This window comes from Streptomyces sp. S07_1.15 (assembly GCF_020739505.1).
Taxonomy (GTDB): Bacteria; Actinomycetota; Actinomycetes; order Streptomycetales; family Streptomycetaceae; genus Streptomyces; species Streptomyces xinghaiensis.
Genome location: NZ_JAJBZK010000001.1, coordinates 3,729,415 through 3,753,887, shown reverse-complemented (window position 1 = coordinate 3,753,887; position 24,473 = coordinate 3,729,415). Strand labels below are relative to the sequence as shown.

At 72.1% G+C, this 24,473-nt stretch carries 20 protein-coding genes, 1 tRNA gene and 1 pseudogene; 8 read left to right on the top strand and 14 right to left on the bottom strand.

What is annotated here, in order from left to right:
• The first annotated feature begins 337 nt into the window (after window positions 1–337).
• Window positions 338–1,933 (top strand): FG-GAP-like repeat-containing protein, encoded by a 1,596-nt coding sequence (locus tag LIX60_RS16165; RefSeq protein WP_227959034.1) that lies wholly within the window; start codon window positions 338–340, stop codon window positions 1,931–1,933.
• 551 nt (window positions 1,934–2,484) lie between these two features.
• On the top strand, window positions 2,485–3,426 hold the full coding sequence (locus LIX60_RS16160) for a Yip1 family protein (RefSeq protein ID WP_227959033.1): 942 nt from the start codon (window positions 2,485–2,487) through the stop codon (window positions 3,424–3,426).
• A gap of 126 nt (window positions 3,427–3,552) precedes the next feature.
• Here LIX60_RS16160 and LIX60_RS16155 read toward each other — a convergent pair whose 3' ends face one another.
• The 4 genes from LIX60_RS16155 to dcd form a co-directional block, all read right to left on the bottom strand.
• The gene (locus LIX60_RS16155; protein ID WP_227959032.1) at window positions 3,553–4,695 is read right to left on the bottom strand and encodes an HTTM domain-containing protein; all 1,143 of its coding nucleotides are present in this window, start codon (window positions 4,693–4,695) and stop codon (window positions 3,553–3,555) included.
• Window positions 4,685–5,260 (bottom strand): DUF5819 family protein, encoded by a 576-nt coding sequence (locus LIX60_RS16150; RefSeq protein WP_227959031.1) that lies wholly within the window; start codon window positions 5,258–5,260, stop codon window positions 4,685–4,687. Before LIX60_RS16150 ends, LIX60_RS16155 begins: the two co-directional genes overlap by 11 nt.
• A gap of 501 nt (window positions 5,261–5,761) precedes the next feature.
• Complete coding sequence (locus tag LIX60_RS16145; RefSeq protein ID WP_227959030.1) at window positions 5,762–7,225, bottom strand: DUF3494 domain-containing protein; 1,464 nt, start codon at window positions 7,223–7,225, stop codon at window positions 5,762–5,764.
• Window positions 7,226–7,614: 389 nt separating this feature from the next.
• Window positions 7,615–8,190, bottom strand: a complete 576-nt coding sequence (gene dcd / locus LIX60_RS16140) for a dCTP deaminase (protein ID WP_125623515.1) — start codon at window positions 8,188–8,190, stop codon at window positions 7,615–7,617.
• A 671-nt stretch (window positions 8,191–8,861) separates the two neighbouring features.
• Between dcd and LIX60_RS16135 the strand changes: the two genes are divergently transcribed.
• From LIX60_RS16135 to LIX60_RS16125, 3 genes are all read left to right on the top strand, one after another.
• Window positions 8,862–8,935 (top strand) — tRNA-Gly (locus LIX60_RS16135).
• Between the two features lie 183 nt (window positions 8,936–9,118).
• Entirely contained in the window at window positions 9,119–9,358 is a 240-nt protein-coding gene (locus LIX60_RS16130) for a ribbon-helix-helix protein, CopG family (protein ID WP_019707241.1), read from the top strand.
• Complete coding sequence (locus LIX60_RS16125; RefSeq protein ID WP_227959029.1) at window positions 9,355–9,789, top strand: PIN domain-containing protein; 435 nt, start codon at window positions 9,355–9,357, stop codon at window positions 9,787–9,789. The genes LIX60_RS16130 and LIX60_RS16125 overlap by 4 nt, the downstream gene beginning before the upstream one ends.
• 476 nt (window positions 9,790–10,265) lie before the next feature.
• Here the strand turns inward: LIX60_RS16125 and LIX60_RS16120 are convergent.
• From LIX60_RS16120 to LIX60_RS16090, 7 genes and pseudogenes are all read right to left on the bottom strand, one after another.
• Window positions 10,266–10,408, bottom strand: a pseudogene (locus LIX60_RS16120) (site-specific integrase); the annotation flags it as partial.
• A 210-nt stretch (window positions 10,409–10,618) separates the two neighbouring features.
• Window positions 10,619–12,136: an FAD-binding oxidoreductase gene (locus LIX60_RS16115; protein WP_227959028.1), complete on the bottom strand. Its 1,518-nt coding sequence runs from the start codon at window positions 12,134–12,136 to the stop codon at window positions 10,619–10,621.
• Window positions 12,137–12,551: 415 nt separating this feature from the next.
• Complete coding sequence (locus tag LIX60_RS16110; RefSeq protein WP_227959027.1) at window positions 12,552–13,493, bottom strand: hypothetical protein; 942 nt, start codon at window positions 13,491–13,493, stop codon at window positions 12,552–12,554.
• A gap of 249 nt (window positions 13,494–13,742) precedes the next feature.
• A complete protein-coding gene (locus LIX60_RS16105) occupies window positions 13,743–14,522 on the bottom strand; it encodes a VCBS repeat-containing protein (protein WP_227959026.1) in 780 nt (259 codons plus the stop codon).
• A gap of 35 nt (window positions 14,523–14,557) precedes the next feature.
• The gene (locus LIX60_RS16100; protein ID WP_227959025.1) at window positions 14,558–14,881 is read right to left on the bottom strand and encodes an SCO4225 family membrane protein; all 324 of its coding nucleotides are present in this window, start codon (window positions 14,879–14,881) and stop codon (window positions 14,558–14,560) included.
• A gap of 77 nt (window positions 14,882–14,958) precedes the next feature.
• Window positions 14,959–15,639, bottom strand: coding sequence for a response regulator transcription factor (locus LIX60_RS16095; protein ID WP_227959024.1), 681 nt, complete (start codon window positions 15,637–15,639; stop codon window positions 14,959–14,961).
• Window positions 15,636–18,086 carry a histidine kinase gene (locus LIX60_RS16090; RefSeq protein ID WP_227959023.1) on the bottom strand — a complete coding sequence of 817 codons (2,451 nt, stop codon included), beginning with the start codon at window positions 18,084–18,086 and terminating at the stop codon, window positions 15,636–15,638. The genes LIX60_RS16095 and LIX60_RS16090 overlap by 4 nt, the downstream gene beginning before the upstream one ends.
• A 351-nt stretch (window positions 18,087–18,437) precedes the next feature.
• On the opposite strand from LIX60_RS16090, the gene LIX60_RS16085 reads away from it, so the two are divergent.
• Window positions 18,438–18,887: a DUF5707 domain-containing protein gene (locus LIX60_RS16085; protein ID WP_227959022.1), complete on the top strand. Its 450-nt coding sequence runs from the start codon at window positions 18,438–18,440 to the stop codon at window positions 18,885–18,887.
• Between the two features lie 187 nt (window positions 18,888–19,074).
• Here the strand turns inward: LIX60_RS16085 and LIX60_RS16080 are convergent, their stop codons facing one another.
• The 3 genes from LIX60_RS16080 to LIX60_RS16070 all read right to left on the bottom strand — a co-directional run bounded on the left by LIX60_RS16080 (window position 19,075) and on the right by LIX60_RS16070 (window position 22,005).
• Complete coding sequence (locus LIX60_RS16080; protein WP_043463676.1) at window positions 19,075–19,491, bottom strand: YeeE/YedE thiosulfate transporter family protein; 417 nt, start codon at window positions 19,489–19,491, stop codon at window positions 19,075–19,077.
• Window positions 19,491–20,282, bottom strand: a complete 792-nt coding sequence (locus tag LIX60_RS16075; RefSeq protein ID WP_227959021.1) for a YeeE/YedE family protein — start codon at window positions 20,280–20,282, stop codon at window positions 19,491–19,493. Before LIX60_RS16075 ends, LIX60_RS16080 begins: the two co-directional genes overlap by 1 nt.
• Before the next feature lie 1,513 nt (window positions 20,283–21,795).
• Window positions 21,796–22,005 carry a hypothetical protein gene (locus LIX60_RS16070; protein ID WP_227959020.1) on the bottom strand — a complete coding sequence of 70 codons (210 nt, stop codon included), beginning with the start codon at window positions 22,003–22,005 and terminating at the stop codon, window positions 21,796–21,798.
• A 491-nt stretch (window positions 22,006–22,496) separates the two neighbouring features.
• On the opposite strand from LIX60_RS16070, the gene LIX60_RS16065 reads away from it, so the two are divergent.
• Window positions 22,497–23,186 (top strand): TetR/AcrR family transcriptional regulator, encoded by a 690-nt coding sequence (locus LIX60_RS16065; RefSeq protein ID WP_227959019.1) that lies wholly within the window; start codon window positions 22,497–22,499, stop codon window positions 23,184–23,186.
• A complete protein-coding gene (locus LIX60_RS16060) occupies window positions 23,183–24,400 on the top strand; it encodes an FAD-dependent monooxygenase (protein ID WP_227959018.1) in 1,218 nt (405 codons plus the stop codon). The genes LIX60_RS16065 and LIX60_RS16060 overlap by 4 nt, the downstream gene beginning before the upstream one ends.
• Window positions 24,401–24,473 lie beyond the last annotated feature (73 nt).

Genomic DNA, 24,473 nt, shown 5'->3' with positions numbered 1-24,473 from the left:
GCCCGCGCGGCGGAGGGCCCACAGGGCGTTCACGGGACGGCCGGTGGTACAGCACCCCGCGTGCTGCGCCACCGGCCGTCGGCGTTGCCGTGTGCGTGTCTCCCGCCCGGCGTGCGGCGGCCTCCTGCGCGGCGAGGGCCGTGCGCGGACGGGGCGCGGGCGGGGACGGGGGCGGGGGCGGGGGCGGCCCGCCTCTCCCGTCCCGTACGACACCTGACGTACAACCCTCGCGGCCCCGCCACCGTCCAACCGGCACCGGGGGACGCCGGGCCCTCCCCGGCCACCCACCCCCCGCGCCCGCCCGGCCCTGCTCGACGCTCGACCAAGGAGCCGTTCCGTGCACAAGAACCGTCCGGCCGCCGTCACGGCGGCTTCGTTACTCCTGCTGACCGCCGCGGGGCTCGCCGCGGCCCCCGTGGCGCACGCGGGCGTCCACGACAGCATCCGTGCGGCCGACCGCAACTGCGACTTCAACGGCGACGGCCGCGACGACGTCCTCGTCGGCGCCCCCGGCGGCACGGTGAACGGTGACGCCGGCGCCGGGTACGTCACCGTCCAGTACGGCACCTCCGGCGGTCTCACGACCTCCAACGCCGTGGTCCTCCACCAGGACAGCGCCGGAGTGCCCGGCGGGGCCGAGCCCGGCGACGCCTTCGGCCAGGCCCTGGCCACCGGCGACCTGGACGGCGACGGCTACGACGACGCGGCCGTCGGCATCCCGGACGAGGCCATCGGCACCACGGCCCGGGCCGGCGGCGCCGTCGTCCTCTGGGGCTCCCCGCAGGGACTCACCGGCACGGGCTCCGTCTGGCTGGAGTCCACCTCCCCCACCCAGGACCAGTCCTTCGGCACCGGACTGGCCGCGGCGCAATTCTTCGACGAGGGCAACGCGGGCGACCTCCTCGCCGTGGTCGACCGCGACGGGCTGCAGCTGTACGCCTTCGAGGCCGCCCGCGACTTCTCCATCCGCAGCGAGGGCCGGGACGGCGCCGGCGCCGGGGCCCGCACACCCGTTCTGCGGAACGACGCCGTCCGGGGCCTCGGTGGCTCCAGCGGCTCAGGCGGCTCCGGCCGCTCCGGCTCCGCGCGCCTCACCGCCGCGCCCACGCAGAACATCCGCCCCCGTGCCGTCACCACCGGCGACTACGACGGCAACGGCTGGGCGGACCTCGTCGTCACGGGCCTCAGCACCGGCGCGGAGCCCGGCCACGGCTGGTCGATGTACTTCGCGGGCGGCCAGGACGCCCTCGCGTACCAGCGCGAGCTGCGCGGCGGCCCCGCCGCGGCCTCCGGGGACATCAACGGTGACGGCCTCGACGACCTCGTCACCGGCGAGCCGAGCAGCCCCGACGACGGCGGCTCCACGCTCACCGGCGGCCTCGTCGGCGTCTACTACGGCAGCGCGTCCGGCCCGGCCGGGCAGGGCGGCGCCGCCGACCCGGAGACCCCGCCCCAGTGGTGGACCCAGGACTCCCCGGGCATACCGGGCGTCGCCGAACAGGGCGACGGCTGGGGCTCCGACCTCTCCGTCGCGGACACCGACGGCGACGGCTACGCGGACGTGGCCATCGGCGCCCCGGGCGAGGACATCGGTTCGCTCGCGGACGCGGGCGCGGTCTGGGTGCTGCGCGGCGCGGCGGGCGGCCTGACCGCCACCGGAGTACGGGACGCCAACCAGGACACCGAGAACGTGCCCGGCGTCCCGGAGACGGCCGACCGCTTCGGCGGCCAGGTCCGTCTCGCCGACCCGGACGGTGACGGCCGGCACCTGCTGCTGGCGGCGGCGCCGGGGGAGAACACCGACGACGGTGTGGTGTGGGTGTTCCCGGCGGGCAGCGGCGGCGTGACGGCCGCCGGTTCCTGGACGTACGGCGCGAGCTCCGTCTCGGCACCGTCCGCCAACGCGCGCTACGGGGCGGCGATCGACGAGTAGCGAGGGCACGACGGCGCCCCGCCACGGCCCGGCCGCGCCCGGGATCCCGGGACGCCCGGAGCGGACGCCCGGGCCGAAAGCCCGGACCGTACGTCCGGACCGGAGGCCCGGCCGTGGCGCGGCGCCGTCCCGCCCTCCGGCCCGCGCGGAAGCACACGGGCGCCCGCTGCGGGATGGTGCGGGATGGTGCATCCCCCCGTGGAAGCACCTTCCCGCCGCCGACTCGCAGGGAGTCTGCCAGCCCCCACTGACACTCCCGCCCCTCGCGCCCACCGCGTCACTCCGGCCCCGGGAACACGGCGCCGAGGACCTTCGTGACCCACCGCCGCACGCCCGCTCCCTGAGGCACCGGCAGATGCCAACTCCTGTGCCGCCGCGGGCGGATGCGCGCCACCGCCGCGCGGCGGCAATCCGTCCGTATCGCCATCACCCCTCCCCGCCTGGGGTTTTCCCCACCGGGTCCCCCTAAGGGATGTCACAGGTAGGCAGCAAAGCGGGGCCATTGGGGCCGTGGGCGCACCTCGTCCCCGCCGACCAGGTACGTTCGAATGGTGGCTGGATTCAGGATGGGACGCGGCCGGGACTCCCGCTCCGCGCAGCAGCAGGCCCCGCAGTACCAACAAGGGCAGCGGCAGCAGCCGTACGGACCGCCGTACGGCGGGCAGCCCGCGCCCCCGACCGCGCCTCACGCCCCGCACCAGCAGTGGCCGGGGCACGGCGGCCAGGGTGGTCCGGGCGAGGGCCCGGAGTACTTCGGCGGTCACGATCCGCACCACGGTCACGGCGGCCCGGCGCACGGCGCTCCCGGGCGGGCGGCGCACGGCCACGACCCGTACGCCAACAACCCGGGCCACACGCAGGCGTTCTCCCTCGGCGACGCCCCGGACGCGTACGGTCCGGGCCCCGGCGGCGGCTACGACCCGTACGGCGGGGAACCCGCCCCGCCCGCCGGCCCGCGGCTGCACTGGAAGCAGCTGCTGAGCGGCATCGTGTTCCGCCCGGGCGCCACCTTCTGGCAGATGCGGGACTACCCGGTGTGGGGCCCCGCGCTCACCGTCACCTTCGTCTACGGCATGCTCGCCGTCTTCGGCTTCGCGGACGCCCGCGAGGACGTGCTGAACGCGACCCTCTCCAACAGCGTTCCGTGGGTCATCAGCAGTGGCATCGCGATCGTCCTCAGCGCGCTGATCCTGGGCGCCGTCACCCACACCCTCGCGCGGCAGCTCGGCGGCAACGGCACCTGGCAGCCGACCGTGGGCCTCTCCATGCTGATCATGGCGATCACGGACGCGCCCCGGCTCCTGCTCGGGATGTTCATGAGCGGTGACAACACCGTGGTGCAGGTGGTGGGCTGGCTGACCTGGCTGGCGGCCGCCGCGCTGTTCACCTCGATGGTGAGCAAGTCGCACGACCTGCCGTGGCCGAAGGCCCTGGGCGCCTCCGCGATCCAGCTCGCGGCGCTGCTGGCGCTGCTGAAGCTCGGCACGTTCTAGGACGCGCGTCCGCCGGCACACCGCCGCCGGAGACGACGTGGACCACGCGCCGGAGGGCCCCGTTCCATGACGGAACGGGGCCCTCCGGCATCCTCTGACCGGCTCACCGCGCCGGCGCACCGGCTGTCATCCGGCCGGCCCGGGCTGCGGCGGTACGAGTGCGGCGTCCGCCCGGGACGGGCTCTTCCCGCCCCCGGAGGCCACCCACCGGACCGCGCGCCGTCCCCTCTCGGCGAGGGCCCGGTAGAAGCGGTCCGGCAGGAACACGGCATCCGCGACGATCATCGCGCCGGAGAACAGCGGCAGCCCCATGAGCACGGCGATGGCCAGGTGCATGCCGAGCAACATGACCAGGACGGGGTACTTGAACCTGCCGAACAGAACGAACGGCAGGGCCAGTTGCAGGAGCACCGTCAGGTAGCCGGCGGCGGCGACGAACAGCCAGCGCTCGTCCACCATCTGCGAGAGCGCGGGCCAGGGCCGGAACAGGTCGAGGTTCACGACGTAGTGCAGCGCGGTCCCGTCAGCCCAGAAGCTGCCCTGCACCTTGTACAGGCCGGCCGAACCGTAGAGCAGGCACACCTGGGCGGCGATGACGACGAGACCGCAGTTGTGCGCCACGGTGACCAGGAGCCGGCGAGCGGCACCGAGCTGCGGCAGAAGGCGGGGCGCGTCCGCCTCCGCACCGGCCGGCGAGGACCCGGCCCCGCTCGCGGAAGCCCGGAGCCGGTGCCTGCGCGCGTCGAGGGACCAGCGCCGGCCGCAGGCGGTGAAGCAGAGGTAGACGGCCATGAGGAGCATCAGATTGTCTCCCCCGTCCGTCATCAGGATGGCCCGCGCGTGGAAGGAGGCCACCACGACGGCGAACACCACGGACATCGCCCTGGTCCGCCAGCCGAGCATGAAGAGAGCGGAGGTGAGGAGAGCCAGCCCGTAGCAGAACTCGAAGTACACGCGGCTGTCGGACAGCAGGAGGATGCTCGACCAGCCCGTCTGCTCGAACAGCTGAGCCGCGAGGGCGGGAGTCCAGGGCGAGCCGGGGCCCCAGATCTCGTCCCGGTGCGGGAACTCCCGCAGCAGGAAGGCGAGATAGAGGAGGCCGTACCCGATCCGCAGCACCGATGCCGCGTAGAGGGAGACCGGCCGCTCGGTCAGGGTGGTGCGGAGCGCGGCGAGGCGGCCGGGCCACCGCCGTGCGCCCGCCCCGGTGGTCCCCGGGTCCGTGCGAGACGACGGGGACGTGGGAAGAGAGGCCTGCTCAGCCGGCATGGTTCGTCACCTTCCACCACGGGAGATGCCTGGTGTTCGCGGGGGCGGGGGGCGGGGCGGGCGCAGCCGCTGCGGCGCCCTCCGGCCGGGGCGGGACGATCGGCTGCGTGACCACCCTCAGCTGGATCGACGTGAAGTCGCCGGGCCCGGGCCGATGGGCGCGGACCCGCTCCGCCGCGATGTTGCGCAGGTAGTCCCGGATCATCAGGGCCCGGTCCGAGCGTGCCTCGTCCTCACCGCCAAATGTCTCGAGATAGGCGGTCCAGGCGCGGCGGAGAGTGTTCTGCGCCGTGTGGCTCGGGAACGGGTTGTGCTCGACGGCGGAGGTGTCGAGGGCCGTCAGGTCGAACCAGCCGCTGACGTGAGCGCCGCCGTCGGCGGAAGTCCGCAGGGTCCGCACCGAGATCCGGTGGTTGACGGACTCGGGGTTCGGCGCGAAGAGCCGCCAGTTCTGTTCGAAGAGAGGGTAGATCCAGGCGTTGATCTGCTTGCCGTAATGCTGCGAGATCCTGTTCGAGGGCGCGATGTGCAGAAACACCAGAAGTACATGGAGAAGGGACACCACCAGGCACAGAATGACCGCGCCGCCGACGGCCGTCCTCAGCGACCGCGAGAGTCCCGCGAATCCTCGGCCGGATCCCTGCCGAGAGGGCCCAGCGGGGTCCGCGGTGTGGTCTTCGCCGGCCGGGCCGCCGTCCGGCGCGCCGTCCGGTTCTCCGACGTGAAGTGATGGGGTGGCACTCGTCACGGCCGCACTCGGTCCTTCCGTCCTGACTGCTCTCGTTCTGCTGCTCCAAAACCCGGCTGCGCGCATCGCCCGACGGCTCCACGCCGGCGCCGTCCCCTTTCCGGTTTCCGGTTTCCCGGGTGAAGCCCTCGAACGGTGCGCGGCGGTATCCCGGAGGATCCGCCGCGCACCGTCCGTCCCACTGCGCTGCGCGTGTCCGCGAGCCGCTGAGGGAGGGCAACTGCCCGGAGGGGGACCGGCAGAGGGGGGTGCGGGAGGCCGGCTACGCCTTCCCGCTCTCTCGGCCCGAGCCGAGATCAGGCACGCCCCTCGTGATCATCACGCGTGGTTGCCGGTGTGGCCCTGATGGGCCTCATGACCTTGCCGGTCCTTGTGCTTCTCGTGCCCTTGGTGGCCGCAGTGCTTGTCGTGGTGCTTGCCATGGTGCTTGCCGTGGTGGGTGGCGTCCCCGGCCTGGTGCTCACCGTGATGCTTGCCGTGCTCACCCTTCTTGGCGTGATGGTCACCGTGGTGGTTGCCGTGCTTGGCGTGGTGCTTGCCGTGGTGCTCACCCTGGTGCTTGCCGTGCTTGCCGTGCTTGCCGTGGTGCTTGCCGTGGTGTTCACACTGCTGGCCGTGGTGCTCGCCATGGTGCTTGTCACCGTGATCACCGTGGTGCTCATCATGCTTGCCGTGCTTGCCGTGCTTGCCGTGGTCTTTGCCGCCGTCTCCACCACCGATGGTCTGACCGCCGTCGACGCCGCCCGTCGTCCCGGCGATGGTGCCGCCAGGGAATCCGCCTGCGGTGCTGCCCGCGGTGGCACCCGTTGTGGCGCCTGTGGTGGCGCCCGTTGTGGCACCCGTGGTGCCGCCGGGGAAGAGGCCGCCGATGAGGCCGCCGATCAGACCTGTGGTCGTTCCGCCCGTAGTGGTACCGGTGGTGGCACCACCGAGCACACCGCCCGGAGCGCCGCCGACGGTTCCACCGGTGGTGGTCCCGCCAGTGGTGGTCCCGCCAGTGGTCGCCCCGGTGGTCCCACCAGTGGTCCCGCCGGTGGTGGCGCCCCCACACGACGGCCGCGTGATCCTGTTGTTGTCCATCGTCACGGAGCCGGTCCGCGCCAGTGCCCGGCCGTTGATGTCCGCCCCCGAAGTGACGGTGATCGACGCCTGGGCCAGGATCGTGCCGACGAAGGTCGAGTCGGTGCCGATCGTGGCGGAACTCCCGACCTGCCAGAAGACGTTGCACGGCGAGGCACCGTTGACCAGGAGCACGCGGCTGGCGGACGCCGTCGTCAGCGTCGATCCGACCTGGAACACCCACACCGCGTTGGGGTCGCCCTGGGCGTCCAGCGTGAGTGTGCCGGTGAGTCCGATGGAGGAAGAGGCGTTGTAGACGCCCGGAGTCAGCGTCAGGCCGCCCAGGTCACCGGAGATGCTGGCATCCGGAGCCTGGCTGGCGGCGTTGAGATACGCGGTGGTCAAGTCGGTCTTGGCCTGCAGTGCCACGGCATCGGCGGAATGCACACTGCCGATCACCAGGCCGGGAGGAAATCCGCTGATCGCCGTTCCCGGGCTCACTCCGAGGTCGCCGAGCACCACGGTCGGACCGGTGTTGGTGACCGACTGGCCCGCCAGCACCGCGAAGGAGTCGGCGGTGCCGAGCGGGACGGCCGTTGCGATGGCGTGCGCTCGCGTCGGCATCATGGCCACCGCGAAGGTGGCGACTGCCACGGCGAGGGCTGCCGCGATCCAGGTGGAAAGCGTGCGCCAACGAGGCACACAAGAGATGTTCAGTGTCATGGAGAGCCCTACTCCTGCGCGGAATTGTGAGGAATTTTTCACGGCTCTTGGCCGGCACGCCGAACCGTTTTGCCTTTCCCCATAACGACGGCATCAGGGTTCAACGCTCTGTTCTTCGATCCCCCGAATCAAACGCCAGATCAGCCGCTGAAGAACGTTACAACACAGTGCATATGAGTGAATTACGACAATAATGGCCATGGGTGATCAAAATACATCACATAACCACACGACCGCATATGCCGACTGAAGATCTACGTCACACCACAAAAGCAGCCATGAAAGGTCCTCATGGCCGCGGCGAAAAGCAAGGGAAGCCCCCGGAAGAGCGGGTTTGCGCACAACCCGTCGAGGGGCGTGCTGTCACCGCATCAAGACGGCAGGGGGTCTCAGACCTGGGTCCGGTGGAAATTGAGATACGAGCGCGAAGGCGTCGGCCCGCGCTGCCCCTGGTAACGGGAGCCGTACGCGGCGGAGCCGTAGGGGTGCTCCGCCGGTGAGGCGAGCTTGAACATGCAGAGCTGTCCGATCTTCATCCCGGGCCAGAGCTTGATGGGCAGCGTGGCCATGTTGGAGAGTTCGAGCGTCACATGGCCGGAGAAGCCGGGGTCGATGAATCCGGCGGTGGAGTGGGTCAGCAGCCCGAGCCGGCCGAGGCTGGACTTGCCCTCCAGCCGGGAGGCGAGATCGTCCGGCAGCGTGATGACCTCGTAGGTCGAGGCGAGCACGAACTCGCCGGGGTGCAGGATGAACGCCTCGTCCCCCTCGGGCTCGACCAGCCGCGTCAGATCGGGTTGTTCGACGGCGGGGTCGATGTGGGGGTACCGGTGGTTCTCGAACACCCGGAAGTAGCGGTCCAGCCGCACGTCGATGCTCGACGGCTGGATCATGGCGGGATCGTAGGGATCGATCCGCACCCGTCCGGCGTCGATCTCGGTCCGGATGTCCTTGTCGGAGAGAAGCACGGACCGAAGGTTACGCGGCCGGTGTGGACCCGGCCCAATCGCCCCGGGCCCCCACGCCGCTCCCTCCGCCTGCCCGCGGACCGCAACCCGCTCAACGACCGCTCACCGGCGGCCGGGAGACCCCGGCGCCGGGCCCCGGAGCCGGACCCGGGCGCGAGGCCCGGACCGGGCGCCGGAGCCGAAGCCCTGGGCGGAGCCCGAGCCGGGAACCGCTCCCGCTAGCGCTTCCCCTGCCCCACCGGCACCGAGTGACGCAGCCGGGCGCAGCGCGGGCACCGCAGCAGCCGGCCGGGCCCGAGCCGGCCACGGCCGAGGTTCTGCATCGGGAACGAAGCGGTGCTGAAAACGTGCCCTTCGGCACAGCGGACGACGGTGTGCTGCATCGAGTCCTTTTCCCCAATCCCCATGAAGCGTGGACGGACGAAGGCCACATTAGGGGATGGACCCGACGCCACCCGAGGCGGCTCTCCGCCCCACCGTATGCCCCAACTCCCGCACCCCATAACCGCTCCCGGGCACCTCCCGCGCTCCCCGTCGCACCGAGTCCCGACCGGTCCCGCACACCGGCCCCACCCCCTCCCAAACAACGCAAAAGACCCCGCGGCTTCTACGCCGGGGGTCACGATGGGGTACAGTATGCGACGGTGAGGCGCCTCCAACAGCCCCTCCTCGCGGGTGTAGTTTAATGGTAGAACATGAGCTTCCCAAGCTCAGAGCGCGGGTTCGATTCCCGTCACCCGCTCCACGCGAAAGCCTCGGGCCAGCGGCTCGGGGCTTCTTTGGCGTTTGGACCGCTCCAAGCGCCTTGCACTAGATCCGCACCGGAAGGCCACTCTCCCCTGGCGCGAAAGCATTCCCGAGCCACGGGATGGGCGGTTGCCGTCGGAAGACCCCAGAGGCATGGTTATGGTTGAGGTACCATAACCACATGAGCCTGAAGAAGACGACCGTCATGGTCGATGAGGAGGATCTCGCGCTGATCAAGGAAGCGGCAGCGCGCGAGGGAAGGCCGGAGTCGGAGTACTTCCGGGAGGCTTTCCACCTCGCGGCCCTGCGTACCCGGCGCTGGGACGAGGACTGGGACATCCCGAGCCTGGACTTCGGGGGACCGGTTAGTGCCGAGGAGATCGACCGAGCGGTATCGGATGGCGTGGCGGACACCGAGTGATCGTCATCGGTGACACCTCCGGCTTGGTGGCTGCCCTCAACGCGTCGGATCCCGAGCACGAAGCCGCACGGACCGCCCTGCGCCAGGCTGCACTGACCGTTGTATCGCCACTGGTGACTCTGGAGATCGAGCACATCACCACGCGCAACGTCAACCGCAGAGCCGCCTACGTGGTGAACGACTGGCTGCTGGCCCAAGAGCGAACCGGACGCCTGGCCATCCCTGAGTTGTCCGCCGACACACTGCGCAAGGCTCGCATGGTCCAGAACCGCTACGCGGCCCTGCGGCTCGATCTGACCGACGCCGTGAACATCGTCCTGGCCGAGGCGTACGACACCGAGACCATCCTGACCCTCGACCGCCGGGACTTCAGAGCTGTCACCCCCCTCACCGGCAATCACGCCTTTCGGCTTCTGCCCGACGACCTGTAAAAGGCAGTTGTCGCCGTCCTGAAGGGCTGAAAGCCGCAGTCACCGGCTGGCGGCAGGCAGTACATGCACATCACCGCCGCACGTCGGCGTCGGCGTCGGCGTCGGCCGCAGCCGACCGTCATCCAACACGCCTCCCGGCGACCAGCCGGTGATGGACGCAGGCGAATTTCCCGCCGCGGGGTGGACAGTTGGCAAGCGTGTGCGCCGGCGGGAGTGTCGGAGCGAGGGGCGACTGTTCGTGGCCGTGCCCGATGCGTGCCCGACGGGGGGTACACCGCGGCCAACCAGGGTCTTGCGGAAGGGGTCGTGCAGCACCGCATCTCGCTCATTTGCGCAGGTCAAAGCTTCTTCTGGGCCGCGCAGCCCGGTGATTCCCAAGCTCAGAGCGCGGGTTCGATTCCCGTCACCCGCTCCACGACGAAGGCCCAGGTCATAGACCCGGGCCTTTCCATCAGCGCCGCTTTCTCCGAGGACTACCCGGCGCGCACCATCCTGTCCTTGAGCGTCGCCCCGGAGCGGGTCGCCAGGTGTACCCGGTGTGACGAAGACCGTGGAAGCGGAAGCCGTCCGGCGTCCCCGCAGCGGCCCGGGCCCTGCGCCACTTCCGCCCGAAACAGCTTGCCCCCGCGAACAGAAGAAGTGAATGGAAGGGCCTCCTGCCCGCGAGCGCCTCGTGGGCAGGAGACCCTTCGATGTCCTGAGGCCACTGTTGGGCTGTCAGACGGGGGACTCCTATTCCTGTCCCTGGCCGCTGGGCTTCCGGAGCCGTCAAAGACCGGCGGGACGCGCCGTGTTCCGCGATGCGCGGACACGGTCTCCGCTCAGGGCCTCAGACCGGCCGGCGGGTCGCGGGCGGGATGCTCTGGTCGTACTGGAAGACGTTGTGCGGGTCGTACTTCGCCTTGATCCTTCGCAGCCGGTCGAAGTTGGACCCCCAGTAGGCGGTCTCCCAGTCCTGCATGCCGATGTTCGGCACGTTGACGTAGGCGCCGTCCACATAGGGCCGCAGTGCGTGGCTGAATTCGGCGATCCAAGCCTGGGCCTGCGGGGTGAGCGGGTCGCACACGCCCGGCTCGTCGGAACGGGTCCCCCAGCCGGCTCCGGGCTCGGAGTAGAAGATCGCGTCGCGGTGCGGGAACGCCGTGCCGCCGCGGGGGCTCCTCCTGACCGCCCCGCCGAACGCCTGGGTGAAGAAGTTGCTTTCGTCCGTTGGTGCGTCCCGCATGAACGAGGAGATCACGTCGATCGCCTTGCTCGGGAACGGCTTCCTGGTGAACTGCGAGTAGAACTTCCAGTTCGCGGGGTCCTGCTCTGTCGGGGTCTGGAATCCCGAATACACCTGGCCCCAGTTACCCACCTGCACCGACACCTGGGGACTGCCGACCGACAGGATCGGGGCCAGCAGCTTCTTCGCCTCCGAAGGTGTTCCTTCCGCGAGGACCCCGAACAACAGGGTCTGGTTCCGGTGCACTTCGAGCTGGGTGCCGAGGCGGTCGTCGGTGTACGGCGCGGTCCGCTGCCAGGCGTCGAAGACCCTGCGCAGGTCGCCGATTCCGTCCCACGTGGCCTGCACATACGAGACGCTCTTCAGCGGGGCCACTTTGTAGGTGAGTGAGGTGACGATCCCGAAGTTGCCGTTTCCCGCTCCACGCAGCGCCCAGAGCAGGTCCGCGTTGTCGTGCAGATCGACGTTGATCACCTTGGCGCACTCGGCGCCTTCCGCGACGACGATCTCGGCGCCGATCAGGCTGTCGCAGGCCATACCGAGCCAGCGGGTGAGGAAGCCGAAGCCGCCGCCGAGAGTCGCCCCGGCCAGGCCCACGCTGCCCTCGGTCCCTGTCGTCACCGCGAAGTTCTGTTGCGCGAGCGTGGTCACCGCTTCCAGCTGGTTGAGTCCGGCGCCGACCGTCGCGACACAAGCGGCGCTGTCGATGCGGACCGATTTCAGCTCGCTGATGTCGATCACAAGGCCACTGTCGACGTTCGACCAGCCCTCAAGGCTGTGGCGGCCGCCCCGGATCCGCAGCGCGACGTCCTTCTGCCGCGCCCACGTCAGGGCGTTGACCACGTCCTGAGTGTTCTGAGCAAAGACGATGACCAGCGGATAGTGAGAGAAGAGCTGGTCCCAGCCGAGGCGCGCGTCGGTGTACCCGGGGTCGTCGGGGCGGACGATGCGGCCGGTCAGTTTCGCCGGCGGGCACTCCGCCCCGTGCGCCTCGCTCATGGAGGCCCCGGTCACGGCACTCGCACCGAAGGCTTCGGCGGCCTGGAGGCCCGGCACGACGACCGCGCCGGCACCGGCGATCGCCGTCGCCTTGATCAGTCTGCGACGGGAAAAGTCGTTCATGGTCCGTGTCCTCTCGACCGCCGGCGGGCACCAATCAGCCCTTTTATGAATATTTTCGACGAATCGGACGTTAGCAAGGGCGGCCAGAGCGGCCTCTCTCGACACGCTCGCAACCACGACCGAGGCGCTTGACGCCGTAGGTTCGGCACGAGCCGGATGCACCTGGCCGGTGAGGCAACCACCCTGGCAGGCGACACCCTTCCGTCTCGGTTTCCGTCTCATTCAGCGGCGGCCGCGGGCGTGCGACCGAGACCGGCGAGCGCGAGCAGCTGTGCATGTACATCGACGCGCCTCCGCACCCGGCTGGGGAAGCCGGGGTTGTCGGCATCAACCGTGCGGAACGCTCTCGTGCGCCCTGAACTCCGAGTACGGAGCGGCCGGCTGCGGGTGCTCGGGCCCGCAGCCGGCGTCCGGGCTACTTGGTGCGCCAGTCGGTGGGGATCACGGACTGGGCGGTGAGGACCTGCGAGTTCCTTCCGTCGGTGGCGTCGACGGCGTAGGTGCTGCGGGTATAGGTGAAGGCGTCCATGGCCGAGAAGGCGATCCGGGCACCGTCCGGTGAGAAGACGGCGCCCCGGATGCCGGTGAGCGGGGTCGTCCAGCCGCTCTGCAGTTCGGTGACGGCGCCGGTCGCCACGGTGACGACGCTCAGGCCGTACTCGGTGGCGTAGACGATGCGCTGCCCGTCGGGGGACCAGTCAACGGGCCCGGACAGCGCGTTGCCGGCGGTGCCGATCTGGCGCGCCTGCCGGGTGGCGGTGTCCATGACCCAGACGTCCCTGGCGGATTCCCAGCCGTCGGGCGTCTCGTACCTGGTGGTCTTCACGAAGGCGATGCTCCGGCCGTCGGGCGAGAAGGTTCCCGCTCCGCCGGCCGTCGTGAGCACCTCCTGCCCGGTGCCGTCCGTGTTGACCCACTCCATGCCGCGCGGGCTGTGGTAGACGATCCGCCGGCCGTCCGGGGACCAGTCGGGGTGCCCGACGTAGGGGGCCTCGCCGGTCTCGGGCCGGATGCCCTGGACCAGGACGCGCTGGTCACCGCCGTCGGTGTCGGCGACCACCAGATTCCGGGCGTACATGCAGCCCTCGTCCTGGGGGATGCAGGTGTCGTCGCGCTGGATGTACGCCACGGCAGAGCCCTTCGGGGAAAGGACGCCGTCCTCGGCGTTCTGCACGAAGGGGCCGGCGATGTCCCCGCTCACGGGGTCGAGCGCGGCCAGGGCGGGAGAGCCGGAGGAGTAGTCGGTGGCGGTGATCCAGCCGGCCGCCGGCTTCTGCTCGGCTGCGGCGGTCCCTGCCATCGGCAGACCGGCGGCGACAACAAGCGCCGCGGTCAGCACGGTGCGTCTGAAAAGCACGTCAATCCTTCCTGGGAAACAGGAGCCGGCTTTCCCCGGCTCCTGCTCCAGGAGCGCAAGTGGATCATGAAGCGTCACGCGCATGGTCAGGCACCCCGTCACGTCCGCCGGACCGGGGGCGCCCGCACCGTGTCTGCTCTCAGCACGTCGTCCGTGCCAAAGGTGTGCGAGAAGTCGGCAGGGAACTGCGGCAGGTTCGCCGCCGTGCTGCCGCCGGTCCCGGGGCGCCGGCGGTTCCGGGGCGGCTCGTCAGCCGGGGCCGTCGTCGCCGGCGCAGGGCGGGTGGAACGCCGTCGGGTCGGCCTCGGGCATGGACTCGGGGGTCATCCGGCCGGTGCGCTCGGCCTCCTTCTCGTACGGCTTGTTCCCCTCGTCGAACCCCCGGTCGACGCCCTTCCCGCCGCCCAGGCGGGCCGTGGTCGCGTAGACGCCGTCGCCCTCGTGGCCGTAGGAGGCGAGGTCCGGGTAGCGGTCGTGGTTGTAGTCGGCGACGGTGACGGCACGCGGCTCGGACAGCTCCACCGGGTGAGCGCTCTGTCCGCGTCCGCGCGGCGAGAACGGTCCGAGCCGCAGTTCGGAGACCTCCGGTTCCAACGGGTCGTCACCGCCGTTCGCACCGGTGGCGGCGATGAAGAGGTCGTTCCAGCCGTCCTGGTCGAAGTCGGCCACGGCGGCCAGCACGTCCACCGCGTCCTCACCCTGCTTTCCGACGAGGTCCCGGGGTCCCACCTCCGTGTCCCGCCCGTTCTCGGCTCCGAAGGTGACGGTCAGGCCGGCGCCTGTGAGCGAAGGAGGAGAGACACGGTCGGCCGTGCCGTCGGCGTTCAGGTCGGCCACGAGGTCCCCGGAAGGGGTCACACAACTGCTGATCACCGGCCCGGCGGTCGGGCGCGGAGGCGGATCGCCCAGGCCGTCGCCGCACCCGGTCACCAGAACGGTCGCGGCGAGCGCCAGTGCGCACCGCACCCGCCCGGGCGTCCCTTCTCCACCGCGCACGACGTGCCCCCTTCCCTGGCCGATGGCGGACATCGGATCGATGGTGCTCCTCTCCCGGGCGTCCGGGCTCAGGACGCCGGGTCCGGGCGGTTGCCGCGGCTCAGGGCACGGGTGCACCAGCCGATGATCGCGGCGTTGACCAGGGCCCCGAAGAGGATGGCCGCGACGAGCATCACGGCGCTCTCCGGCAGGACCAGCAGCACGAGGCTGCCCGGGGCGGCGGCGAGGATCGGGATGACGCCCGCCATGGACTCACCCGAGTCGTCGGTCGCGGACACCACGATCGCCCACACGAGCAGGGCCACGCAGAGCGCGAGGTAGGCGAGGCCGACGGCGCCGAATGCGCCGCGCAGGCGGTGGAGGACGGATCTGCCGGAAGCGGTACCGGTCACGGGGTGGGCTCCTTGGTTGCGGTGCTGTGCTCGTGCGGTGCTCGTGCGGTGTGTCGCAGTGCGGTGCGGCGCGGTGCTCAGAGGTGGGTGCCCGGTGGGTTCGGGCGGGCGAGGCCGAGGTCGTAGGCGAGGATCGTCGCCTGGACGCGGTCGCGCAGCCCGAGCTTGCGGAGCACCGCGTTCACATGGGACTTGACGGTGCCCACGGTGATGCCGAGGTGCTCGGCGATCTCCGCGTTGGTGAGGCCGGACGCGACCAGGGTGAGGACGCCCCGCTGGCTGCCGGTCAGGCTGTCCAGTTCGGGGGAGCTCCCGACCGGGAGCACAGGGCGCGGTCCGGACGCGTAGTGGCTGATCAGGCGGCGGGTCGCGGACGGGGCGAGCACGCTCTCGCCGGACGCCACCACCCGGATCCCGTCCAGCAGTTCGGAGGGTTGCACGTCCTTGAGGAGGAAGCCCGAGGCGCCGGCGCGCAGGGCGTCGAAGACGTACGCGTCGAGGTCGAAGGTGGTCAGGACGAGGACACGGGGCGCGTCCGGGCGGCCGGTGATGATGCGGGTGGCGGCGATGCCGTCCAGTTCGGGCATGCGGACGTCCATGACGACGACGTCGGGCGCCAGTTCTCCGGCGAGCCGTACCGCGTCGGCGCCGTCGGCGGCCTCGCCGACGACCGTCATGTCCTCCTCGGCGTCGATCACGGCGGCGAACCCCGCCCGGACGATGCCCTGGTCGTCGACGACCAGCACGTTGAGGCTCATCGTTCCCTCTTCTCGTCGCCCGGCGCGGCCGCGAGGGGCAGCCGGAGGCGGACGGTGCCCCGCGGGCCGGTGGTCAGGGTGCCGCCGAGTGCCGTGACCCGCGTGGTCAGCCGCTCCCGTACGCCGGGGTCGGCGGCGCGGGGCACACCGGTGGCCGTGAGCGTCAACCTATCGTCGTCCGCGTCGAGTTCGAGCACCGCCGGCTCCTCGCCGACGGCCGCGAGCACCGTCTCGGCGGCGTGATAGGCGGCCAGGTCGACGGCGGTGGGCAGTCGTTCCGGTATCCGGCCGGTCAGCCGTATCTCGACGTCGCGGCCGGTGGCGCGGAGCTGGTGGGCGAGCAGGTCGAGCGCCTGGAGGGTGGGCTGCGGCCGCAGGTCGGGCCCCGTCTCGCCCTCCCGTACCGCGTCCAGCAGGGCGCGCATCGCGGCCAGGGCCTCGCGGGCGCGTTCGGCGGTCACGTCGAGCCGGCCCGCTTCCGCCTCCGCGACCATGTCGCCGGTGCGGGAGAGGACGGTGGTCTCCAGTCCGGCGGCGATCCTGCGGCGTTCGGCCCACGCGTCGCGTACGGCCTCCTCGGTCCAGGCGGCGAGGCGTTCCTCCCGCGTGGACCGGGCGGCCCGGTCGCGCCGCCCGCGCAGGACACCGGCCCGGCGGGCCGCGGCGACCGCCAGGGACGCCGCGGCCGTCGTCCCCGCGACGACCGCCCAGACGGGGACCGTCGTGCCCCGGTCCAGGACGGCCGCTGTCGCGGCCGCCGCGTGCGCTGCCACGGCCACGGCCGCGAGCGGGAAAGCCGGGAAGGCCGGGAGAGTCAGGAGGGCCAGGAGAGCCGGGAGGGGCAGGCGCGGACGGACACCGGCAGCGCACGGGCCGGCAGCGGACGGGCCGGCGGCCGGCGGGCCGGCGGCGGTGCGGGCCCGCAGCGGCAGGCGCGGGCGGTTCCCCGCGCGGGACGGCCCGGCCGCCGTACCGGCGGCGTCCGCCGCGAGCGCCGCGCACGTGGCCAGCAGGCTCAGCGCGGGGGGCAGTACCACCGGACCGGTGTAGCCGCCCGTGGCCATCGCCACCGGCCAGAGCAGGGCCAGACCGAACAGGATCCCCAGGGCCGCGCGGGGCGCGCGGCGCAGCCACAGCAGCGCGACCGCCTGCGCCGCGACCAGCAGCGCGAAGAGGACGCCCGCGGACACCCGCCCACCGCTCGGCATCTCCTCCGCCCGGATGACCAGCAGCGGGAGCAGCGGCTGCACCACCAGGCCGACGGCGGCCGTCAGCTGCGCCAGGCGGTAGCTCCGCGGTACGGACCGCTCCACCAGGGCCGCGGTCCGGCCGGGCAGGACCGCGTGCACGTCCCAGCCGCCCGCCGCCGTCGGGCCGCTGGTGAGGGTGCCGCCCGCCTCGCGGGCCCGCGACCTCAGGAAGGCCTGGCCGCGGCCGCCGCCGAGCCCCGCGCCGTGCGCCACCGCGCCGGGCGGCGGTGGCGCGCTCGTGACCCGGACGTCCGTGCGGGTGTCGCCGTACCGGACGCGCACCCTGGTGTCCGCGCCGGGGGCGTGCCGTGCCACGTTGGTCAGCGCCTCGCGCACGATGCCGTACGCCGCGTCCGCGACGGTGCCGTCCGGCAGGGGGTCGATCTCGCAGTCCACCCGCTGGTCCAGGCGCCGGAACCCGGCGACCAGGTCCAGCAGCCTCTCCTCCGGTGACGGCGTGTCCTCGCGGGAGGGCGCCGGCGCCCGTACCGCGCCGAGCGCGCGGGTGACCTCGCGGCCGGTCTCGGCCGCGAACTCCAGTGCTTCGGCGGCCAGTTCGGGGCGGCGGTCGCGCAGCCCGAGGGCCGCCCCCGCCGTGACGACCACGGCCGTCAGATGGTGGGCGCTGACGTCGTGCAGCTCCCGCTCCATACGGCGCCGCTCGACCGCCGGGAGCCGGTGACGCTCGGACTCGGCCCGGCGCAGCAGTCGCTCGGCCGCCTTCCGCGCGCGGCGGGCCCGCCGTACGAGGAGGCCGGCGCCGCACGCCGCGGCGTACAGCACCGAGGTCAGGACGAGGTCGAGTCCGTCGTGGTCGCTGAGCCCGTGCAGGCTGAGGTTGTACAGAAGCTGCCAGGCGGCGAGTGCCACCACGCACAACACGGCGGTGAAGGCGTCGCGTTCGGTCGCGACGGTGAACAGGGCGAGCGCGACGCCCGCGGTGCCGAGGACCGCCGTCGCCCCGGTGGGCAACGGCCCCGCTCCCAGCGCACAGGCCGCGGCGACCACGACGAGTGTGGTCACCGGGCGGGCACGGCGGAGCGCGAGCGCGGCCGTCACCACGCCGGCGACCAGGGCCGCCACGAGAAGGGCGGACGCGGGCGGGACGGCCCCGCGCACCAGCGCCGCCCCGGGCCACACCACGGCCTGGGCGCAGATCAGCAGGACCGGGAGCAGCCGGTCGTCGGTTCGCTTCATGTCGGAGCAAGGCTATGGCCGCAGGTGAGCGGCCCGGCTCCGGCTGAAGGGGGATTCCGGTCTCTTACCTGGGGTGCAGAGTCTCCGCCCGCGGTTCAACGCGCCAACCGTCCTGTGGCACGAGGACGGCGCCGTACCCCGGCCCTAGGCTCGATCACATCGGGAACGCGGCAGGCCACCGCTTCCACGAACATCTGCCGGAACCGGTTTCCCCAGCGGCTCCGCCGGCGGTTCTTCCACTCCGTCCGCGTCCGCTGCGGCTCTCCGGCTCTCCGGCTCCAGAGCTCCGCAGCTCTCCGCATCTTCAACTCTTCGGCTCTTCGGCCCTTCACCGAAATCGGGGGATCTCCCATGTCCCAGCGCATCGTCCTCTCCTCGCTCATCGGCGCCGTCGCCCTCGGCGCGGTGGCCGCCGGCGGTATCGCCCTGGCCTCGGCCCCCACGGAGCCGGCCGTGGAGAACGGCTCGGCCCGCTACACGGCTCCGTCCGGCGGCGGCACGGGCTCGTTCACCTACACCGCCGACGTGAGTGACGACTCGGGTATCCGGGACCTCAAGGTCCTCGTCTGGCCCGCGAGTTCGAAGCTCGACCCGACCGAGGCGGAGCTTCGCTTCGTGGAGAGCGCCGAGTGCCGGAGCACCTCCGGCGAGACCGCTCGCTGCGTCTACACGCTGAAGGTCACGGAGCGGGACGCGGCCGGCATGGCCGAGGGCACCTGGTATGTCTCGGCGCGGGCGGAGGCCGAGGACGGGGGCACGGCGTTCGTGCCCCGCGCCGCTGCCTTCGACGTCACCCGCTGACCCGCCCGGCACGAACCCCCGTTCCTGCACGCGGGGGTTCGTGCCCGGTCACCGCATGGTCCGGTCGTCGCCGGAGATCACGGCGAGGCCGGCCGGCGGGGAGATCACCGGAGGGGCGGGAACGCCCCTCCCGGGTGCGGCCCTTGAGCCGGCCGGGTCCGGAGGGCCCGGCCGGCGGGGGGTCTCCTCACAGGCCGCAGGAGCCGCTGTCGAGCTGGAAGTAGCGGCCGTTGGCCCAGCGGCACAGCCGCATGCCGACGACGACGCCGGCGAGCGTGACCAGGGCGGGCAGATAGCCGCTGGAGACCTGGATGATCGGGATGGCCGGGCAGCCGCCCGAGATCGCCCAGCCCGTGCCGAAGAGCATCGCGCCCGGGATCACTCCGGCGTGGATGCGGCCGGGGGTGCGGCGGACCCGCAGCAGGGCGAACACGCACACGATGATGCCGACGGCGCCCGCGAAGGCGAGGAACATCCGCAGGTCCTGGAAGGTGAACATGCGGTTCAGCTCGGCGTAGTCGCCGAAGCCGATGTTGGTGACGGTGTAGCCGAGACCCAGTCCGGCGATGATGTTGGCCAGCAGCACGCCGCCCCGGGTACGCATCAGATCACCTTCCACAGGAGGAACGACACCGCGACGGCGGTGCCGAAGAACACGGCGGTCGCGACGAGGCTGACCGGGCGCAGCCGGCCGCAGCCGCTGAGCCCGTGGCCGGAGCTGCACCCGCCCGCCAGCCGGGTGCCGAAGCCGACGAGGATGCCCCCCGCGAACAGCACGGCGGTCATGATGAGCGGATCGGCCGTGACGAGGCTCTCGAAACCGGCGCCCATGTCGAAGCGGAGTTCGAACCGCCCGGAGGTGTACGCGGCGATCCATCCGCCGAGGAGGATCGAGACGAGCAGGGCGGCCTGGGTGACCACCGGGGCCGGACGCGGGGCCGCGACCGGGGTGCTGCCGGCCGTCGCCGGCCCGGGCTCCGCGGCCGGGGCCGGGGCGTCGTCCCGGGTGTACTGCACCGGGGGGTACTGCTCCTGGGGGTACTGCGCCGGGGGGTACTGCTCCTCCGCGAACTGCGCATGGGAGTACTGCGCGTGGGAGTACTGCGCCTGGGAGTACTGCGCCGGGGAGTGCTGTCCCGGGAAGTGCTGCGGCGCGGCCGGCGCCCCGGCGGCCGGCCCGAAGTGCTCCGCGGTGGCCGCGGCGAGCGCGTCGGCGAAGGCCTGTTCGTCGGTGAACTCTTCGTCCAGGCGCTCGAGTTCGCGTTCGCTGCGCCAGTGCAGGACGCGGTCCCACGCCGACGACACCCCGAGGGACCGGTCGGTGGTGAGGGTGTGGACGATGGTGACCAGGGCCAGCCCGACGGCGCCCGCCCACCAGGGCCAGTAAGGACTCATGCGGGACCTCTCATCCATTCCATCAACCGCGCCCACCGGCCCCGCTTCGTGCCGGGTGCCTGCCGGGCGCGGTGGTCGGGTGTCGCGGGAGCTCGTCTGACGGGCGCCTGGCCGGGCCGGGCCGGTTCCCACAGGGGTGCCGGTTCGAACCGGGCCGTGGTCTCCGGTGCCGCGGGTCCCCGGCCGTACGGCGCGTAGGGGTCGTGGGGCCGCGGCTGTTCCTGTACCGGCGGCCGGAACCAGGGATCCGTTTCCGGTGCCCACGGATCACGCTGTAACGGCTGCGGCGGCTGTGCCTGCCGGGGCGGAGGCGGAGGGGCGGGCCGGGCCTGCCGGGGCGGCTGCTCCGGTATCGCCTCACCGCACGAAGCGGTGTCGGCCGCGCGCCGCAGGTGGTGCGCGTGGCGTCCGTTGGGCAGCAGGCTGATCGGCACGCGCTCACCGGTGAGCGAAGTCTGGTAGCGCGCGCAGGCGCGCCACTGATGGTCACTGTCGCAGTAGTGGTCGCGCCAGCTCTGCATGCCCGCCTTCAGCAGCGGGAAGAGAGGGCACCCCACGGCGTGTGTGCAGCCCACGTCGCTCCCTTCGGGATCGGGCGTACCGCCCCCTCGGGGGATGGTTGCCGTCCTCGGTTCTGGATTCCTGCCGCGCCCGTTCGGCGATTTCGAGCCATCCGGGAATTCGGGCACAGCGGCGTGTGTGACTTTCCGTCACCACGTTCATGCGCGACCCAATCATTCTTTCCGTATCGCAAGCAAGTGGTGATGGTACGGCAGCGTCCGGATTCCCGCCCGAGCAGGGAAAACAAACCCCTAGGGGTATTCTCGACGTAAACGCCTGGGGGTATCCTTCAGAAACGCCCGGGGGTATTGGATCGGACAGTGGGACGGTGAACGCCATAGAGCAACACCAGGCATGACGAACACCCCGCCGGCTCACACGCCGATACGCGGACCCGGCGGAAAAGCAACCATTCGCATTTTCAATGAGAACACCTCATGGGGAGTTATGTGCCAACGCGCCATCTGTCCGACCTGCCGGAAGGTGACCTATACGGGCTGTGGCAGGCATGTCGAGCAAGTACTCGCGGGCGTGCCGGCGCCGCGTCGCTGCACCTGCGCGCCGGCGCAGAGCGGACGCGCGCGCGAGCGGGCACCGGAGGCGGCCGCCCTCCCGGACCCGGGTTCGCCCCGGCACACGGGAGCACCGGCGCACCGGTCGCGGGGCGGCCTGCGGGACCGGCTCGTCCGCTGGCTGAAGGGCCCCGCATGACGTGACGGCCGGGCGGCGCCCCCCACCCCGTCCGGCCGCCCGGCCCCGGGCCTCCCCCACACGCCGGACGGGCGGGCGCACACCCGCCCCTCGGCGACAGCAGCACAAAGCTCCTGGCAGACACGGGTGTTCTCGGTGCGAGAACGCGTCTGCCAGGAGCTTCGCCGTGGCGTACGGCCTGCGCCCGGCTCCACCCCGCCGCCCTCGGGCGGGCGGGGTGCGCCGGTGATCAGGGCATGGGTCAGAGGGAGACGCTGACGCCGGCGTGGCCGTACTGGCCGACGGCGCCCAGGGCCTGGTCCTTGACCGCGTCAACCTGGGCGAGGACGTCCGAGCCGCTGATCGACGCGGGGCCGGCGACGACGCTGACGTCCGGGCTCAGACCGCCGGAGACGGTGTCGAGTTCGGCGTCGGAGAGGTCGGCCGTCTCAATCCGGTGAGCGGAGTTCATGGCGATATTTCCCTTCGTATGGGTTTTCCACAGTGGGGGGTGGCCCCGCTCGGCACAGATGGCGGGCCTCGGCCACGGACGCACGGCATCCATTTCGGGAAATACTCGTGCGACTCCGGCGGCTGCCAAGGATCAAAGCACGGGGGTCCGCCGGGTATCCAATCGACTGAGACCCCCGTCACAGTGGTTCGGCGCCACGGTTATCCATTCGTGCAGATGCGCACACACATTCGGGGTCGCTTCTTCACATTCCCTGTGGCCCCGGTAACACCACCGGGATTGACGCCGCGAAATGGAGCGGGACATTCCGCAGAAACGGCGTGCCCGGCGGGATCCCTCGTGCGCGGCCCGTGCGTTCCGTGCCGCAGCTGCGCATTCGGTGTGCAGATTCACGGAAACCGGCCGGCCCGTTCCGCCCGGCCGGCCCACCGCCCGCCCGGCGGCCCCCCGCCCCGGTCGCGGAGTCCGGGCCGCCGCGCTACATTGGACAGATGACCAAGGCAGACGACCAAGGCGGCCAAGACGACCAGGGCGACCAGGGCGGCCAAGGCGACCACGAGGTGAGCCCCGCACGGCCGACCGCCGCCGCACGGGGCCGGGAGGTGCGGCGAAAGCTGCTGACCACGGCCGCCGTGCTGATCAGTGAGGTCGGCTGGAACGCGGTCACCACCCGGATGCTGGCCGAGCGGGCCGGAGTCCGGTCCGGGCTGGTGCACTACCACTTCGAGTCCCTGGCGGCCCTGCTCCGGCAGGCCGCGCTGGAGGCGATGCGCCCCGCCCTCGACGAGGCCGTGTCCGTGTTCGCCTCCGCGGCCACCCCGGCCGACGGCGCCGAGGCCCTGCTGGTGTCCCTGGACCGGTTCACCGGACGTGATCCGGAGTCCCTCCTCTTCACCGAGACCTATCTGGCGGCCACCCGCGACGAGGTCCTGCGCACGCGGCTGCGCGAGCTGACCAGCGGCTTCCGCGCCGGCCTCACCGCCGGCCCCGGACTGGCCGGGCACCGGGACCCCGAGGCCGCGGCCACCGCTCTGATGGCCGTCCTCGACGGCTACCTCCTCCACAAGGCCGTGGACCCCGGCCTCTCCGCCGCACGGATCACCCCCCTCGTCCGCGGCCTCATGGCCGACCCCCCGAAGCCACCGAAGCCACCGAAGCCACCGAAGGGAGAACGCCCGTGAAGGCGCTCATCTGCGGAGCCGGCATCGCCGGACTGGCGCTCGCCGCGCGCCTCCTCGACCAGGGCTGGGACGTCCACCTCGTGGACAAGGCCCCCGGCCCGCGCGCACAGGGCTACATGATCGACTTCTTCGGTCCGGGGTTCGAGGCCCTGACCGCGATGGGCCTCCAGCCCCGGCTCCGCCAACTCGGTCATCCGGCCACGGAGTTCTGCTACGTCGACGGGGAGGGCCGCCGGGTCGCCGGCGTGGACTACGACCGGTTCCGGAAGGCGACGGGCGGCGGGCTCGTCAGCATCATGCGTCCCGACCTGGAGCTGCTGCTGCGGGAGGCCGTCGCGGACCGGGCGGTGCTCCAGTACGGCACCACCGTCGACCAGGTGGCGGAGGACAGCGGGTCCGTGACGCTCTCGGACGGCACCCGGACCACCGCGGACCTCGTCGTGGGCGCCGACGGCATCCACTCCCGGATCCGCTCCCTGGTCTTCGGGCCCGAGCGCGACCACTTCCGCTATCTGGGGATGCACACCGGCGCCTTCGTCTTCGAGGACGAGGAGGTGTTCCGGCGGATGCGCGACCGGTTCGCGCTCACCGACACCCTGCACCGGCAGATGGGGTTCTACGGACTGTCCGACGGACGCGTCGCCGTCTTCACCGTGCACCGCACCCGCGACCCGGCCCTCCCCGCCGACCCGCGCGAGGCGCTCCGGCGGGAGTTCGGCGGCATGGGCCGGCTCGTCCGCCGGGCCCTGGACCGGTGCCCTCCGGGCGGAGAGGTGTACTACGACCACGTCGCCCAGATCGACGCGCCCCGGTGGCGGAGCGGCAGGGTGGTGCTGCTGGGGGACGCGGCCCACGCGGTGTCGCTGATCGCCGGACAGGGGGCCTCGCTGGGGGTCGCCGGGGCCTATGTGCTGGCCGAGCGGCTGCGCGCGACCGGGGCCGCGCCGTCCGCCGCGCCCGCCGGGGCCGCCGCGCCCGCCGGATCCGTCGCCGCGGCGCTTGCCGGGTACGAGGAGCGCTGGCGCCCCGTGGCGGGCGAGGTCCAGGCGCGGGCACGGCAGCGGGTCGGCGAGTGGTTCCTGCCCACCTCGCCCTCCCGGCTGCTGCTGCGGCGCTGGGGGTTCCGCGCGATGCGGGTGCCGGGCCTGGACCGCCTGCTGACCGGCGCGCTGTTCCCCACGTCCCGCTCCACGGTGGCGCAGCTGAGCGAATGACCTCCCCGGCCCGTGCGCCGCCGCCTCCGGGGGAGCGGCGGCGCAGGGGGCCGGGGTGGCGAAGGGGGCCGGG